This window comes from Streptomyces finlayi (assembly GCF_014216315.1).
In the GTDB taxonomy this organism is placed as follows: domain Bacteria; phylum Actinomycetota; class Actinomycetes; order Streptomycetales; family Streptomycetaceae; genus Streptomyces; species Streptomyces finlayi_A.
In genome coordinates, this window is record NZ_CP045702.1 from 4,659,665 (window position 1) to 4,675,143 (window position 15,479).

The following is a 15,479-nucleotide window of genomic DNA, read 5'->3' on the forward strand; positions in this document are numbered from 1 at the left end:
ATCCTGTACGTACAGGAAAAGGTACGCATGCGTCGAGTCGTGGAACAAGCGAACCAGGGCCCTCAGCCGAGCTTCAAAGTCTTCTTCGCCAGCTCGTACGCGGGCAGCATCCGCTGGTGCTCGGCGGAGTCGAGTCCGCCCAGGTGCACCACGACCGGGCCGTCCGGGGTGGCGACCGCGAAGGCGCGCTCGGTCTTCGGCTCGTCCTGCAGCTCGCTGCTCACGGTGTACGTGACCTCCGCGGCGGTCAGGGAGCCGGCCTCCGACGCGGTGTACGCGGCCTTGCCGGCGGTCGGGTCGGCGGCGAGGAACGCCTCCAGCACCGCGCGCGGCTCACTGTCGGACGGTTCACCGGCCCACACCCGGAGGTAGCCGATGTTCCCGGCCGGCTTGGCGTCGATCTCGCAGACCATCCTGACCGGGCCCTGCTCGCCCAGCGCGGCGAAGTCGGAGCCGGGGTCCACCTCGACGGCCTCCGGCGTCCAGGACGCCGCGAAGTCGAAGGTGACCGGCATCGGGCAGGCCGAACCGGCGGCGCCGAGCGTGCCGCCCTTGGTGACGGGCTTCCCGGCAGGGGTGTCCTTCGTCTCCCGCGACGACGGCGTGCCGGCCTCCGCACCGCCGTCCGGAGACCCGCAGCCGGTCAGGACCAGCGCCGTCAGGACCGCCGGGGCCACAGCCCGTACCGCGTACCGCTTCTTCATGAAGTCCCCACCCCTGAGAAGTTCCGCACCGCTCCGACCTGGGACGACTTCCCAAGATCGATTGCCGCACGCTATCGCACCTCCGGCGGCGACTACCCTGGGACTTCGAGCGGTCCCCGACGCAGGGACCCCCCAGGCAGGAGTGAAATGGCCGTCAATCTGGTCAATGTCGAGCAGGTCAGCAAGGTGTACGGCACCCGTGCCCTGCTCGACGGTGTATCCCTCGGGGTGTCCGAGGGCGACCGGATCGGTGTGGTCGGCCGTAACGGCGACGGCAAGACGACCCTCATCCGGATGCTCGCCAAGCTGGAGGACGCGGACACCGGCCGAGTCACCCACAACGGCGGGCTGCGCCTCGGTGTCCTCACCCAGCACGACTCCCTCGACCCCACGGCGACCATCCGCCACGAGGTCATCGGCGATCTCGCCGACCACGAGTGGGCGGGCAGCGCCAAGATCCGTGACGTGCTCACCGGACTCTTCGGCGGCCTCGCTCTCCCCGGCTTCGAGCACGGCCTCGACACGGTCATCGCCCCTCTCTCCGGTGGTGAGCGGCGCCGTATCGCGCTCGCCAAGCTGCTCATCGGCGAGCCTGACCTGATCGTCCTCGACGAGCCCACCAACCACCTCGACGTCGAGGGCATCTCCTGGCTGGCCGGTCATCTGCGGACCCGGCGCTCGGCGCTGGTCTGCGTCACTCACGACCGGTGGTTCCTCGACCAGGTCTGCACGCGCATGTGGGACGTCCAGCGCGGTTCGGTCCACGAGTACGAGGGCGGCTACAGCGACTACGTCTTCGCGCGGGCCGAGCGGGAGCGGATCGCCGCCACCGAGGAGGGCAAGCGGCAGAACCTGATGCGCAAGGAGCTGGCCTGGCTGCGGCGCGGTGCCCCCGCCCGTACGTCCAAGCCGCGCTACCGCATCGAGGCGGCCAACGAGCTGATCGCCGACGTGCCGCCGCCGCGCGACACCAGCGCGCTGATGAAGTTCGCCAACGCCCGGCTCGGAAAGACCGTGTTCGAGCTGGAGGACGTGACCGTCCAGGCCGGACCCAAGACGCTGCTCACCCACCTCACCTGGCAGCTCGGCCCCGGCGACCGGATCGGCCTGGTCGGCGTCAACGGCGCGGGCAAGACCTCGCTGCTGCGGGCGCTCGCCGAGGCGTGCCGCACACAGGGCGACGTGCAGCCCGCCGCGGGCAAGGTCGTCGTCGGCAAGACGGTGAAGCTCGCCTACCTCTCGCAGGAGGTCGCCGAGCTCAACCCGACCCTGCGGGTGCTGGAGGCCGTGCAGCAGATCCGCGACCGTGTCGACCTCGGCAAGGGCCGGGAGATGACCGCGGGGCAGCTCTGCGAGCAGTTCGGCTTCACCAAGGAGAAGCAGTGGACGCCCGTCGGCGACCTGTCCGGTGGTGAGCGCCGCAGGCTCCAGATCCTGCGTCTGCTGATGGACGAGCCCAACGTCCTCTTCCTCGACGAGCCCACCAACGACCTGGACATCGAGACCCTGACGCAGTTGGAGGACCTCCTCGACAGCTGGCCCGGGTCGATGATCGTGATCTCCCACGACCGCTTCTTCATCGAGCGGACCACCGACAAGGTGATGGCACTGCTCGGCGACCGTGCGCTGCGGATGCTGCCGCGCGGCATCGACGAGTACCTGGAGCGCAGGCTGCGGATGGAGGAGACCGCCACCCCGGCCTCCCACTCCATGACGCCCGGCGTGAAGGCGCCCCCGGCCGAGGCCGTTTCGCCGCAGGCCGCGCGTGCCGCGAAGAAGGAGCTCCAGAAGGTCGAGCGCCAGCTGGAGAAGATGTCGACGAGGGAAACGACCCTGCACGCGCAGATCGCCGACAACTCCACCGACTTCGGGAAGGTCGCGAAGCTCGACGCGGAGCTGCGTGAACTGGTCGCGGAGCGAGATGTTCTGGAGCTGCGCTGGCTCGAACTGGCCGAGGACGCCTGACACGGCCAGGTCGATGATCGTCTACGACGACTGACGGGCTCTCAGGTCCGGCCGAGGCGTAACGGGGGCATCACGGGGCGGTTCTCCCTTGGAAACAGGGGGTGGACCGACCCCGTGTTCGAAGCGGTGCGGGTGGTAAAAAGAAGCCCCGCTCGACTGTCGTAACACTGCGGAAGCCATGCCCGTTTCGCTCCTTTCCAAGGGGTATCAGCCCAGCGGAAACGCGGGGGAGACCGAAACGGGCACCGGACCGCACCCCACGAAGGGGGACGTGCTGATGACCCAGCCGCCCAGCCAGCAACCGCCGCAGGGAGGCTTCGGGGCTCCGCAGGAGCCGCCGCAGGGAACTCCTCAGCCGCCGCCCTACGGGCAGCCCCCGCAGACTCCGCCGCCCGCGCAGCCGCCGCAGATGCCGGCCGGCGCCCCGCAGCAGCCGCCGGGCGAGCCCGGCTACGGCTATCCGCAGGCGCCGGGCCAGGCGCCGGGCCAGGCGCCAGGCCAGGCGACCGGGCCGTACGCCCAGCAGCCCGGCCCGTACGGTCAGCAGCCGGGACCCTACGGCCAGCCCGGTCCCTACGGTCAGCAGCCGGGGCCGTACGGTCAGCCGACGCAGCCCGGTTACGGCTATCCGCAGCAGCAGTACCCCGGTGCGCCCGCCCCCGGTGGCCCGGCGGGTCCCGGCGGCGGCAGCCCCTTCAAGGGCAAGCCCGCGGTGATCATCGCCGCCGCGGTGGCCGCGCTGCTCGTCATCGGTGGCGTGGTGTTCGCTACGGCCGGCGGCGACGACGACAAGAAGCCCGTCGCCAAGAAGACCACCGACGCCAAGCCGAGCGCGTCCCCCACGGTCGACGAGGGCGACGGCACGGGCGACGGCCGCGAGGTCGACGACGACCTGAACGCCGGCCGCAAGCCGGGCGAGGCCAAGGTCCTCTGGCTCCAGACGAACGGCGTCGACCTGCCCCGCAGCGGCGCGAACGTGTACGGCCCCTGGATCGTCGGAGACACCGTCGTCAAGGGCATGTACCGCACGGTCTCCGGGTATTCCGCCGCCGACGGCAAGCAGAAGTGGACCCTGCCCCTGCCGGCCGATCTGTGCGCGGCGCCTCCGCAGCCCACCGCCGACGGCAAGATCGTCATCGGTGTGAAGGACAGCACCAAGGACGGTGCCGACTGCGCGCTGCTCCAGATGATCGACCTCAACACCGGCAAGCCCGGCTGGAAGAAGACCGTCAAGAAGACCGGCACCTGGGACCTGATGTCCGACATCGGGCTGGCCATCAGCGGGGACACCGTCACCGTCGGACGCATGAGCAACTCCAACGGCTACCGCGTGAGTGACGGCAAGGAGTTGTTCGGCAAGCCGGCGGGCAACTGCCAGCCGTTCGCCTTCGCGGGCGGCCCCAAGCTGATCGCCGCCGGCAACTGCCGCACCGGCGACATCGAGAACCCGCAGCACCAGATCCAGGAGATCGACCCCGCCACCGGCAAGGCCAAGTGGACGTACAAGCCCGCGCGGGGCTGGGAGATCGACAAGGTCTACTCGGTGAGCCCGCTGATCGTCTCGCTGACCCAGGCGGTGAAGGGGAAGGACAAGAAGTGGTCCATCCTCGCCATCAAGGAGAACGGCACGCTCCGTTCCCAGCTGGCCGGTGACGCCGAGGACAAGTTCTCGCCCAGGTGTGGCGGAGGCTTCTCGATCTTCGGCGAGAAGCTCGAAGGGTGCACCGGCATCGCGGCCGACGCCAACACCTTCTACATGGCGACCGAGGCGGACTCCAGCGGCACCGGCCGTACGAACAAGGTCGTCGCCTTCAACCTGAACACCGGCAAGCCCAAGTGGAAGGCCGCGGCCCCCGCCGAGCGCGTCATGACGCCGCTGCGGATGGAGGGCGGCAACGTGCTGCTCCACATGGAGGCCTCGTACGACAAGGGCGGGGCCATCGCCACGCTGTCTCCGGCCGGTGGCGCCCCCACCGTGGTGCTCCAGCACCCCGAGTCGACGACGGCCATCGAGCGCACCTTCTACTCGTCGAAGATCGCCTACGCGGGCGGCCGTTCCTTCATCCTCAGCGGGCGCATCAGCGCGAGCAACGACAAGGAGGAGAAGGAGCAGAAGACCATGATGGTCTTCGGCAAGTGACGGTTCACGACGGCACTCGACCCCACAGTCCCCTTCCTCCAGAGGTAAGCACCCCATGACCCAGCCGCCCCAGCCGTCCAACGAGCCGCCCCAAGGCGGATTCGGTGCTCCGCAGGACCCTCCGCCCGGTGGGTTCGGCGCTCAGACCCCTCCGCCGGCCGACGGCTTCAGCAAGCAGCCGCCGCCCGCACCGCCGGCCCCGCAGGCCCCCACTCCGGGCGGCTACGGCACCCCGCAGGCGCCGCAGCCGGGCATGCCGCCGCAGAACCCGGGCTACGGCTATCCCCAGGCCCCGCCCCAGGGCCCGCCGCAGACCCCGCCGCCGGGAGCGCCCCCCGCGCAGGCCGGCTACGGCTTGCCGCAGGGACCGCCGCCGGGGCAGCCGGGTATGCACCCGCAGCAGGGGTACGGATACCCGACCGCGCCCATGCAGCCGCAGTACCCGGGCGGGCCCGCCGGGAACGCGAAGAAGTTCTCCACCCAGACGCAGATCATCGTCGCGGCGGCGGCCGCCGTGGTGCTGATCATCGGCGCCGGAGTCGTCTACTCCGTCACCAGCGGTGACGACGACTCCGGCCAGGGCACCGAGGCGTCATCGGCCGGTACGAGCGGCGGCGAGAACAAGGGCGGCGAGGACGGCGGACTGGCCGGCGGCGACGAGAAGGCGCCGGCGAACACCAAGTCCGCCGTCGGCTTCCAGCTGCCGAAGCCGAAGGTCACCGACGTCACGACGGTCGCGGGCTCCTGGATCACCGACAAGGCGTACGTGAAGACCGGCATCCACGAGGTCGTGGCCTACGACCCCGTCAAGGGCACGAAGCTCTGGTCGATCCCGCTGCCCGGTCAGCTCTGTGCCGCCACCAAGCACATGACCAAGGACTTCAAGACGGCCATCGCCTTCGAGCCGGGCAAGCGGACCAACACGGCCAAGTACCAGGACTGCAACCAGGTCGGGGTGCTCGACCTCGACACCGGCTCGCTGAAGTGGAACAAGCAGGTCACCGCCGCCACCGGAGGTGACGAGCCGCTGTCGTTCGACGAGATCACCCTCAGCGGCACCACGGTCGCCGCGGGTGGCACCGACGGCGGCGCCGCCTTCAACCTGGAGACCGGCGCCGAGCTGTGGAAGCCGACGGCCGACGCCGACGGTTGCTACGACATGGGTTACGGCGGCGGCGAGGCCCTGGCCACGATCCGCAAGTGCGGTACGTACGACAACCCGCAGCTGACCGTCCAGGCGCTGAACCCGACCACGGGCGCCCCGGTCTCCTCGTACAAGATGCCGGCCGGTGTCGAGTACGCGAGCATCGTCTCGACCAAGCCGCTCGTCGTGGCCGCCGACGTCGGTGACACCGCCGGTGACGGCAGTGGCATCTCGGACTTCTTCTCGATCGACGCTGCCACCGGCAAACTGCTCGTCCGGATCTCGGCCGACGCCGACAAGTACGCGGCGCGCTGCGCTTCCACCGAAGTGGAGACGTGCCGGCATCTCGCCGTCGGCAACAACAGGCTGTACGTGCCGACCGAGGAGCACGAGGGCGGTGGCGAGTACGGCGACACCAACGAGATCGTCGCCTTCGACCTGACGACCGGCAAGCTCGTCGGCGGCAAGGCGGACGCGGGCGACCGCTACACGCTGAAGCCGCTGCGCATGGACGGCACCAGCGTCATCGCGTACAAGGAGCCCCCGTACGACAAGGGCGGCCAGATCGTCTCCATCGACGGCGCCACCTTCAAGGAGACGCTGCTGATGGAGAACCCGGGCGACGAGGCGGTCCGTGACGCGGAGAGCATGTTCTCGGGGGACCACTCCGAGGTGCTGTACTCCAAGGGCCGGCTGTACATGTCCGAGGTGCTGATCAGTGAGCCGCGCGGCAGCTCGCTGGACGAGAAGGAGTACCTGGCGGTCGCCTTCAACGTGGGGTGACCCCGGACGCACAACTTCCGCAATCGGTCCGTACCGATCGGCCGCAACAGCAACAGCGGTGATACCGGACATGACGCGGCGTCAAATCGACTTCTTCGGACGGAAGACAGCGAATTGAAGGCGTCTGGCCGGTAAGAGGCGCGCTGGGGCGAACAAGCGTGTAGCTTGCCGGGTCACGGCCGGGGGGTCGGGCTCGCAGGGGCATACGGGGTACATGGGGGTTGCTCGATGAGCGTGCGGCTCATGGTGGTCGACGATCACCGCCTGCTCGCCGAGGCACTCGCCTCGGCGCTGAAGCTGCGCGGCCACCGGGTGCTCGCCGCGGCCGCGCCCACGTCCGGGGCCGCCGAACTGGTCATCAGCCGCGCGCCGGAGGTCTGCCTGTTCGGTACGGCCACGCCCGCGGAGCCGGGCACGTTCGACCCGATCGCCCGGATCGGGCGGGAGCGCCCCCAGGTGGCGGTCGTGGTGCTCGGACCCGTACCGAGCCCGCGCGGCATCGCGGCCGCGTTCGCGGCGGGGGCCGCCGGTTACGTCCGTCACGACGAGCGCATAGAGGGCGTCGAGCGGGCGATCACCAAGGCCAGGGCGGGCGAGGCGGCCGTCGCGCCGCAACTGCTCAGGTCGGCGTTCGCGGAGCTGCTCAACCCGGCGGCGCAGCCGGACGACGAGGGTCAGCGGCTGCTGCGGATGCTCACCCCGCGCGAGGTCGAGGTGCTGGTGCGGGTCGCGGAGGGCGAGGACACCCGGCTGATCGCGACCGGCATGGGTATCGCGTCGAGCACCGCGCGTACGCACGTCCAGCGCGTACTGATGAAGCTGGGCGTCGGATCCCGCCTGGAGGCCGCGGCGCTCGCCGCCCGTACCGGGCTGCTGGACCGGGCGGTCCTGGACACGCCGCAGGGGCCGGACCTCCCCGCCTGAGCCGGCGGAACGACTGTGAGGCATCGAGCGGTCTTCGCTCTGCCCACGCGCCTGACCTCACCCATCCACGCACAGCCACACACGGCACACGCAGGCCCATGTGCGCGGGCTCGTTGACGCGCCTGTTGGATTGTGATTCATTGTGTGCGGTTATGTTTGGAGGAACCTGGTGAAGAAGACGGTTACGAGTCTCGCCGACGGCCGTGAGCTCATCTATTACGACATCGCTGACGACATCGTCCGCGATGCCGTCGACCGCAGACCGCTCGACGCCGTCTCGACCTCGTCCGAGGTCCGCCGCGACGCGCTGCTCGGTGACAGCGTCGCCATCGCCTCGCACCGGCAGGGGCGCACCTACCACCCGCCGGCCGACGAGTGCCCGCTCTGCCCCTCCGAGGACGGCCGACTGAGCGAGATCCCCGACAGTCACTACGACGTGGCCGTCTTCGAGAACCGCTTCCCGTCCCTGGCGGGGGACGCGGGCCGCTGCGAGGTCGTCTGCTTCACCTCCGACCACAGCGCCTCCTTCGCCGACCTCACCGGGGAGCAGGCGGCCGTGGTGCTGGAGGCGTGGACCGACCGCACCGCCGACCTGGCCGAGCTCGACCAGGTCACCCAGGTCTTCTGCTTCGAGAACCGGGGCGCCGAGATCGGCGTCACCCTCGGCCATCCGCACGGGCAGGTCTACGGCTACCCCTTCGTCACGCCGCGCACCGAGCTGATGCTTCGCTCGGCGCGCGAGCACCGCGAGGAGACCGGCCGCAACCTCTTCGACGACGTGGTGGCCCGCGAGCTCACGGACGGGGACCGTGTGGTCCTGTCCGGCGAACACTGGGTGGCCTTCGTGCCGTACGCGGCGCACTGGCCGTACGAGGTGCATCTGTACCCGCGCCACCGCGTCGCCGATCTGCGGGACCTCGGCGAGGCGGCCCGCACAGAGTTCCCACAGATCTATCTGGAACTCTTGAGGAGATTCGACCGGATCTTCGGCCCCGCCGAGCCGCCGACCCCGTACATCTCCGCCTGGCACCAGGCCCCGTTCCGGGTGCCGGGCCGAGAGGACTTCGCGCTCCATCTGGAGCTTTTCACCATTCGGCGGACCTCGGGCAAGCTGAAGTTCCTCGCGGGCTCCGAATCCGGTATGAGCGCATTCATCAACGACGTGCCGCCGGAGGCCGCGGCCCAGAGACTGCGAGAGGTAGCGAGCGAGTGAGCAACTCCCGGAAGAAGTACCTGGTGACCGGCGGTGCGGGATACGTCGGCAGTGTGGTCGCCGCGCACCTGCTGGAGGCCGGTCACGCGGTGACCGTGCTGGACGACCTCTCGACCGGTTTCCGGGAGGGCGTGCCGGCAGGGGCCGAGTTCATCGAGGGCCGCGTTCAGGACGCCGCCAAGTGGCTGGACGCCTCGTACGACGGCGTGCTGCACTTCGCCGCGTACTCCCAGGTCGGCGAGTCCGTCGTCGACCCGGAGAAGTACTGGGTGAACAACGTCGGCGGGACCACCGCCCTGCTCGCCGCGATGCGCGACGCGGGCGTACGGACCCTGGTCTTCTCCTCCACCGCGGCGACCTACGGCGAGCCCGCCTCCAGCCCCGTCACCGAGGCGTTCCCGACCGCGCCGACCAACCCGTACGGCGCGAGCAAGCTCGCCGTCGACCACATGATCACCGGGGAGGCCGCCGCCCACGGTCTGGCCGCCGTCTCGCTGCGCTACTTCAACGTGGCTGGCGCGTACGGGAGTTCGGGCGAGCGCCACCATCCCGAGTCGCACCTCATCCCGCTCGTCCTCCAGGTCGCCCTGGGCCGGCGCGAGACGATCTCCGTGTACGGGAACGACTACCCGACCCCCGACGGCACCTGCGTCCGCGACTACATCCACGTCGCCGACCTCGCCGACGCCCACCTCCTCGCCCTGGACGCCGCCGCCCCCGGCGAGCACCTGATCTGCAACCTGGGCAACGGCAACGGCTTCTCCGTACGCGAGGTCATCGAGACCGTCCGGCAGGTCACCGGCCACCCCGTCCCCGAGACCCCGGCCCCCCGGCGCGCCGGCGACCCGGCCGTTCTCGTCGCCTCCGCCGCCACCGCCGGGGAGCGCCTCGGCTGGCAGCCGTCCCGCGCCGATCTGGCCGGCATCGTCGCCGACGCCTGGGACTTCGCCCGCCGAGAGGAGCACCGCGCCCCATGACATCCGAAACCGCTTCCTCCAAGGTCTCCGAGGTCTCCGACACGGTCGAGGCCGTCGAGGCCGTCAGGGCCACCTTCACCGAGCTGTACGGAAAGGCTCCCGACGGGGTCTGGGCCGCGCCCGGACGGGTGAACCTGATCGGTGAGTACACCGACTTCAACGACGGCTTCGTGATGCCGCTCGCACTCCCGCACACCGCGCTCGCCGCCGTCGCCCGCCGCACCGACGGGGAGCTGCGGCTGCACTCCACCGACGTACCCGGCGGCGTCGTCCAGCTCCGCGTCGACGAGCTGGCCCCGCACGAGGGCCACGGCTGGGCGGCCTACCCGGCCGGCGTCCTCTGGGCCCTGCGCGAGGCGGGCCACCTGGTCACCGGCGCCGACATCCAGCTCACCTCCACCGTCCCGACCGGCGCCGGGCTCTCCTCGTCCGCCGCTCTCGAAGTGGTCACCGCGCTCGCCCTGAACGACCTGTTCGAGCTGGGTCTGAGCCCCGCCGAACTGGCCGTGCTCGGGCAGCGCGCGGAGAACGCGTTCGTCGGCGTCCCCTGCGGCGTCATGGACCAGATGGCCTCGGCCTGCTGCACCGACGGTCACGCCCTGTACCTCGACACCCGCGACCTCACCCAGCGCCAGGTCCCCTTCGACCTGGCCTCGCACGGGCTGCAGCTGCTGGTCGTCGACACCCGGGTCAAGCACGCCCTGGGCGACGGGGCGTACGCGGAGCGGCGCGCCGGCTGCGAGGAGGGCGCCCGGCTGCTCGGCATCCGGACGCTGCGCGAGCTCCCGTACGAGGGACTCGGTGCCGCGCTCGACACGCTGGCCGAGGCAGGCGCCGACGAGTCCGTCGTGCGCTACGTACGGCATGTCGTCGGCGACAACCACCGGGTCGAGCAGGTCATCGCGCTGCTCGACGCGGGCGAGGTGCGTGCGGCGGGCCCGGTCCTCAACGAGGGCCACATCTCCCTCCGCGACGATCTGCGGGTCTCCTGCCCGGAGTTGGACCTGGTGGTCGCCACGGCGAACGCGGCGGGGGCGCTCGGCGCCCGGATGACCGGCGGCGGGTTCGGCGGTTCGGCGATCGTGCTGGTGGAGGAGGCGGACGCCGAGCCGATCACCAAGTCCGTTCGGGAGGCGTTCCTTTCGGCCGGCCACGCAGCGCCCGGCGTCTTCCCCGCAGTGCCGTCGGCGGGGGCGCGCAGGCTCAGCTGACGAGCTGCTTGACCAGGATGAACTCGGTGACGCCGGGCGGGTAGTCGTCGATCCGCCCGGCCACCTCGTACCCCTGCCTCCGGTAGAAGACGGGGGCCTGGAAGTCCCAGGTCTCCAGCCGGGAGCGCGTGCAGAACCGTTCGGTGCGGGCCACTCGTTCGGCCTCGGTCAGCAGTCGCGCCCCCAGGCCGAGCCGGCGGTGGCTCGCCTCCACCCAGAGCAGATGGACATGGAGCCAGTGCGCCCAGGTCCGTCCGGTCAGGCCCCCGACGATGCCGCCTTCCTGGTCCAGCACCCATACTTCCAGGGGCCCTTCGTGTTCGGCGGGGGTGGCGAGCAGGGCGCGGAGCTCGGGTGACGCCGCTTTGTTGTCATCACGCAGTCGACCGCTCAGCAGAATGCGACGTTCTTTGTCTACTTCTGTCTCAAGACGGAACATGAAACACACCCTAAACATCGCGGCCGACCAGTTCCGCGAATTCGCTTCCGCTCCCGGCCCCCGCCCGTACGCTGATGCTCAGCACCGGTGGGGGCCGGTGCCGATTCAGGGGAGCGAGACAGCCGGGTGCGGCGCCCGGGACTGGTGGCAGCCGGTGTACGGCGGCGGCCGTGTACCGGGGTCCACCGGAACGTTCAGGGCGTCGCACCCGTAGCTGTCGGTCCCCCACGATGGGGGTTTCTGTGGCTCGTATCCGGGTTCTGGTGGTCGATGACCACCGCATCTTCGCCGAGTCGCTCGCGGCGGCCCTCGCGGCCGAACCGGACGTCGACGTGGCGGCTGCGGGCAGTGGTCCGGCCGCGCTGCGCTGTGTGGAGCGCGCGGTCGGTGAGGGCCGTCCGTACGACGTGCTGCTGATCGATGCCGAACTGGGCATCCTGGCGGCGGGGGCCGCCCGCGCCGTCCCCGCACCGAAGAGCGGGGAGAACGGCCTGGTCGACGGCATCTCGCTGGTCGCCGGAGTCCGCGCGGGCCGGCCGTCCGTGCGTACGGTGGTGCTCGCCGAGCGGGACGATCCGCGCCGCGCGGCGGCGGCGCTCCAGGCCGGCGCCTCCGGCTGGGTGGCCAAGGACTGCTCGCTGCAGCGGCTGCTCGCGGTGATCCGGGGTGTTCTGCGCGACGAGACCCATCTGCCGCCCGCGCTGCTCACCGGTGTCCTGCGGGAGCTGACGGCGGCGCGCAAGCACCGTACGGAGAGCGAGCGGCTCATCGGGTCGCTGACCCCGCGCGAGTGCGAGGTGCTGCGGTGCATGGTGGCGGGGCTGGGCCGCAAGGCGGTCGCGGAGCGTCTCTTCCTGTCCCCGCACACGGTGCGTACGCATATGCAGAACGTGCTGGGGAAGCTGGGTGTGCACTCGACACTGGCCGCGGTGGCGCTGGCGCGCCGGGCGGGTGTCGGACCGGCCGACCTCTCGGCCGCCCCGGCCCTAGGTTCTGTCTGGAGTTCCAGCGCGGGAGAAGGAGCGGCGTCCGGTGCCGTCGAATCCAAGGCGGAGGAGGGAGCGATGGCGGAGCCCTCGCGACTGACGACAACGCCGGAGGCGGCGGTGCCGGACGCCGCGACGCCGCGGGGGAACTCCAGACAGGACCTAGCCGGGCACGTTGTCGAACGGGGCGGTCAACTGGCGTAGCAGTCCGGCCAGTTCGCCGCGCTGCTGGCGGGAGAGCTGCCCCAGGATCGCGCGTTCCTGATCGAGGAGGCCGGCCAGTGACTGGTCGGCCTTGTCCTGGCCCTCGGCGGTCAGCCGTACGAGTACGCCGCGCCGGTCGCTCGGATCGGGGAGGCGCTCGACGAGATTCTTCTTGGTCAGCCGGTCGATGCGGTTGGTCATCGTGCCCGAGGTGACCAGGGTCTGGGTCAGCAGCTGGCCGGGGGAGAGCTGGTACGGGGCGCCCGCGCGCCGCAGCGACGTCAGGACGTCGAACTCCCACGGCTCCAGATTGTGCTCGGCGAAGGCGATCCTGCGGGCCCGGTCGAGGTGGCGGGCCAGGCGGGAGACGCGGCTCAGCACCTCGAGTGGTTCCACGTCGAGGTCGGGGCGCTCACGGCGCCATGCTGCGACCAGTCGGTCGACCTCGTCCTCCATGTGGATCAGTGTAGAGGGTCTGTCGACATGGAGTCTCTTGAATTCGAGTCTCTTGACGTCAAGATGCTTGGGGATCATCCTGGCCCCATGACCGCACCCCTCTGGGATCCGCAGCAGTACCTGCGCCACACGGACCACCGCACCCGCCCCTGAGGCCGCCTCCCACCCCGCGAAGAAGGCCCACCCCGGCCTACGGGTCAACGGCCCCGCCCCTCGTCGATCACACTGACGACGGCCGCCTGAGCGTTACGGGACAGCGCAACGGTGATGGAGCGGCTCATGCCCAGTTCGGGCATGGTGAGGTCCTGGCGCGACGGGACGCGCCTGCTCGCCTCGTACTCGACGAGACGGGCCGCGCACCCCCGGGAACCAGGGGGTACGCGGCCCGTCGCCGACGCCCGAGGCAGGGGTCGTCAGTTCTTGCGGTGGCCTATCAGACGGGGCTTGGCTTCGAGGTTCTCCAGGCCGTGCCAGCAGAGGTTCACGAGATGCGCCGCGACCTCCGCCTTCTTCGGCTTGCGGACGTCCAGCCACCACTGACCGGTCAGCGCGACCATGCCGACCAGGGCCTGCGCGTAGAGCGGCGCCAGCTTCGGATCGAAACCGCGTGCTTTGAACTCCAGGCCCAGAATGTCCTCGACCTGCGTGGCGATGTCACTGATCAGCGACGCGAACGTACCGGTGGACTGCGCGACGGGGGAGTCCCGGACCAGGATCCGGAAGCCGTCCGTGTACATCTCGATGTAGTCGAGCAGGGCGAACGCCGCCTGCTCCAGCAGCTCCCGCGGGTGACCGGCGGTCAGGGCGCCATTCACCATGTCCAGGAGCTGGCGCATCTCGCGGTCCACCACGACGGCGTACAGGCCCTCCTTGCCGCCGAAGTGTTCGTACACGACCGGCTTGGAGACCCCGGCGCGGGCCGCGATCTCCTCGACGGACGTGCCTTCGAAACCCTTGTCGGCGAAGAGGGCGCGGCCGATGTCCAGCAGCTGCTCGCGGCGCTCCTTGCCGGTCATCCGGACCCGTCGGGTCCGGCGGACGGGGGAGGGTCTGCTCTTCTCGCTGCCTGTGCTGCCGTCGGTCGCCACGTCGTCAATCATGCCGCGTCGGCGGGCGCGGGGTTGCGGCGGGCGTCGATACGGGCCTGGTCCGGCCAGCGCACGTCGGACGCCCAGCCCAGCTGCTCGAACCAGCGGATCAGGCGGGCACTTGAGTCGATCTGGCCCTTCATCACTCCGTGGCGCGCGCTCGTCGGGTCCGCGTGGTGCAGGTTGTGCCAGGACTCCCCGCAGGACAGGACGGCCAGCCACCACACGTTCCCCGACCGGTCACGGGACTTGAAGGGGCGCTTGCCTACCGCGTGGCAGATCGAGTTGATCGACCACGTGACGTGGTGCAGCAGGGCGACCCGTACCAGGGAGCCCCAGAAGAACGCCGTGAAGGCACCCCACCAGGACATCGTCACGAGACCACCGACGAGCGGCGGGATGGCCAGCGACACGATGGTGAAGGTGAGGAAGTGGCGGGAGATGCCGCGGATCGCCGGGTCCCTGATCAGGTCGGGCGCGTACTTCTCCTGCGAGGTCCGCTCCTCGTCGAACATCCAGCCGATGTGCGCCCACCACAGCCCCTTCATCAGGGCCGGCAGCGTCTCGCCGAAGCGCCACGGCGAGTGGGGGTCGCCCTCGGCGTCGGAGAACCGGTGGTGCTTGCGGTGGTCGGCCACCCAGCGCACCAGCGGACCTTCGACCGCCAGCGAACCCGCGACGGCCAGGGCGATACGGAGCGGACGCTTCGCCTTGAAGGCGCCGTGCGTGAAGTAGCGGTGGAAGCCGATCGTGATGCCGTGGCAGCCGATGTAGTACATCGTGACCAGCAGACCCAGGTCGAGCCAGCTGACGCCGCGGCCCCAGGTCAGCGGCACTGCCGCCAGGAGGGCCACGAACGGCACCACGATGAACACGAGCAGGGCGATCTGCTCTACGGATCGCTTCTTGTCGCCGCCGAGCGTGGCGGGGGGAAGGACAGGATCGTCGGTCACATTGGGGCGGGTGGGCATGGGGAGTCCCCTGTGGGGTGAGAAGTGCGACGGATTGTGCAGGCTACGCTTCCGTAACCTACGGCCTGGTAAGTATGGCAGCGCTAAAGGCCGCAGCACGAGAGCAGCGGGCCGCGGCCGTTACGAGGACACCCGAGCGGACCCCGGGTGCGGACACCCGTAAGGGCTGCGCGGCATGCCGACGGCCCGGCCACCTATCCTGAGAGAGTCGGACAGCGCGGTCCGCACTCTGCATTCCCGGGGTGGCGACGCACCGCTGCACCCCGGACCCCCT

The 15,479-nt window shown here is 70.4% G+C and carries 12 protein-coding genes and 1 pseudogene; 8 read left to right on the plus strand and 5 right to left on the minus strand.

The features are described 5' to 3' along the window. Positions 1-62: 62 nt before the first annotated feature. Entirely contained in the window at positions 63-704 is a 642-nt protein-coding gene (locus tag F0344_RS21580) for a lipoprotein (protein ID WP_185300367.1), read from the minus strand. Positions 705-851: 147 nt separating this feature from the next. Between F0344_RS21580 and F0344_RS21585 the strand changes: the two genes are divergently transcribed. From F0344_RS21585 to galK, 7 genes are all read left to right on the plus strand, one after another. Beyond that, a complete protein-coding gene (locus F0344_RS21585; protein WP_185300368.1) occupies positions 852-2,669 on the plus strand; it encodes an ABC-F family ATP-binding cassette domain-containing protein in 1,818 nt (605 codons plus the stop codon). Positions 2,670-2,946: 277 nt separating this feature from the next. Further along, positions 2,947-4,809, plus strand: coding sequence for an outer membrane protein assembly factor BamB family protein (locus tag F0344_RS21590; protein WP_185302818.1), 1,863 nt, complete (start codon positions 2,947-2,949; stop codon positions 4,807-4,809). A 55-nt stretch (positions 4,810-4,864) separates the two neighbouring features. After that, positions 4,865-6,736 (plus strand): outer membrane protein assembly factor BamB family protein, encoded by a 1,872-nt coding sequence (locus tag F0344_RS21595; protein ID WP_185300369.1) that lies wholly within the window; start codon positions 4,865-4,867, stop codon positions 6,734-6,736. Positions 6,737-6,964: 228 nt separating this feature from the next. Continuing rightward, a complete protein-coding gene (locus F0344_RS21600; protein ID WP_185300370.1) occupies positions 6,965-7,660 on the plus strand; it encodes a helix-turn-helix transcriptional regulator in 696 nt (231 codons plus the stop codon). 169 nt (positions 7,661-7,829) lie between these two features. Beyond that, positions 7,830-8,873 (plus strand): galactose-1-phosphate uridylyltransferase, encoded by a 1,044-nt coding sequence (gene galT, locus F0344_RS21605; protein WP_185300371.1) that lies wholly within the window; start codon positions 7,830-7,832, stop codon positions 8,871-8,873. After that, positions 8,870-9,850 carry a UDP-glucose 4-epimerase GalE gene (gene galE, locus F0344_RS21610; RefSeq protein ID WP_185300372.1) on the plus strand — a complete coding sequence of 327 codons (981 nt, stop codon included), beginning with the start codon at positions 8,870-8,872 and terminating at the stop codon, positions 9,848-9,850. The genes galT and galE overlap by 4 nt, the downstream gene beginning before the upstream one ends. Then, entirely contained in the window at positions 9,847-11,061 is a 1,215-nt protein-coding gene (gene galK / locus F0344_RS21615) for a galactokinase (protein ID WP_185300373.1), read from the plus strand. Before galE ends, galK begins: the two co-directional genes overlap by 4 nt. On the opposite strand, the gene F0344_RS21620 is transcribed toward galK, so the two are convergent. Continuing rightward, positions 11,054-11,500, minus strand: a complete 447-nt coding sequence (locus F0344_RS21620) for a GNAT family N-acetyltransferase (protein WP_185300374.1) — start codon at positions 11,498-11,500, stop codon at positions 11,054-11,056. The two genes, galK and F0344_RS21620, sit on opposite strands and share 8 nt — an antisense overlap. Before the next feature lie 230 nt (positions 11,501-11,730). Here F0344_RS21620 and F0344_RS21625 point away from each other — a divergent pair. Next, a pseudogene (locus F0344_RS21625) lies at positions 11,731-12,498 on the plus strand (LuxR C-terminal-related transcriptional regulator); the annotation flags it as partial. 150 nt (positions 12,499-12,648) lie between these two features. On the opposite strand, the gene F0344_RS21630 reads toward F0344_RS21625, so the two are convergent. The 3 genes from F0344_RS21630 to F0344_RS21640 all read right to left on the minus strand — a co-directional run bounded on the left by F0344_RS21630 (position 12,649) and on the right by F0344_RS21640 (position 15,205). Continuing rightward, complete coding sequence (locus F0344_RS21630) at positions 12,649-13,146, minus strand: MarR family winged helix-turn-helix transcriptional regulator (protein ID WP_185300375.1); 498 nt, start codon at positions 13,144-13,146, stop codon at positions 12,649-12,651. Positions 13,147-13,559: 413 nt separating this feature from the next. Beyond that, the gene (locus F0344_RS21635) at positions 13,560-14,246 is read right to left on the minus strand and encodes a TetR/AcrR family transcriptional regulator (RefSeq protein ID WP_185300376.1); all 687 of its coding nucleotides are present in this window, start codon (positions 14,244-14,246) and stop codon (positions 13,560-13,562) included. Continuing rightward, positions 14,243-15,205 carry an acyl-CoA desaturase gene (locus F0344_RS21640; protein WP_185300377.1) on the minus strand — a complete coding sequence of 321 codons (963 nt, stop codon included), beginning with the start codon at positions 15,203-15,205 and terminating at the stop codon, positions 14,243-14,245. The genes F0344_RS21635 and F0344_RS21640 overlap by 4 nt, the downstream gene beginning before the upstream one ends. Positions 15,206-15,479: the final 274 nt, after the last annotated feature.

Bases quoted from the DNA above. Each gene is read 5' to 3' on its own strand.
- F0344_RS21580 (WP_185300367.1), bottom strand. From the start codon at position 704: ATGAAGAAGCGGTACGCGGTACGGGCTGTGGCCCCGGCGGTCCTGACG.
- F0344_RS21585 (WP_185300368.1), top strand. From the start codon at position 852: ATGGCCGTCAATCTGGTCAATGTCGAGCAGGTCAGCAAGGTGTACGGC.
- F0344_RS21590 (WP_185302818.1), top strand. From the start codon at position 2,947: ATGACCCAGCCGCCCAGCCAGCAACCGCCGCAGGGAGGCTTCGGGGCT.
- F0344_RS21595 (WP_185300369.1), top strand. From the start codon at position 4,865: ATGACCCAGCCGCCCCAGCCGTCCAACGAGCCGCCCCAAGGCGGATTC.
- F0344_RS21600 (WP_185300370.1), top strand. From the start codon at position 6,965: ATGAGCGTGCGGCTCATGGTGGTCGACGATCACCGCCTGCTCGCCGAG.
- galK (WP_185300373.1), top strand. From the start codon at position 9,847: ATGACATCCGAAACCGCTTCCTCCAAGGTCTCCGAGGTCTCCGACACG.
- F0344_RS21620 (WP_185300374.1), bottom strand. From the start codon at position 11,500: ATGTTCCGTCTTGAGACAGAAGTAGACAAAGAACGTCGCATTCTGCTG.
- F0344_RS21630 (WP_185300375.1), bottom strand. From the start codon at position 13,146: ATGGAGGACGAGGTCGACCGACTGGTCGCAGCATGGCGCCGTGAGCGC.
- F0344_RS21635 (WP_185300376.1), bottom strand. From the start codon at position 14,246: ATGATTGACGACGTGGCGACCGACGGCAGCACAGGCAGCGAGAAGAGC.
- F0344_RS21640 (WP_185300377.1), bottom strand. From the start codon at position 15,205: ATGCCCACCCGCCCCAATGTGACCGACGATCCTGTCCTTCCCCCCGCC.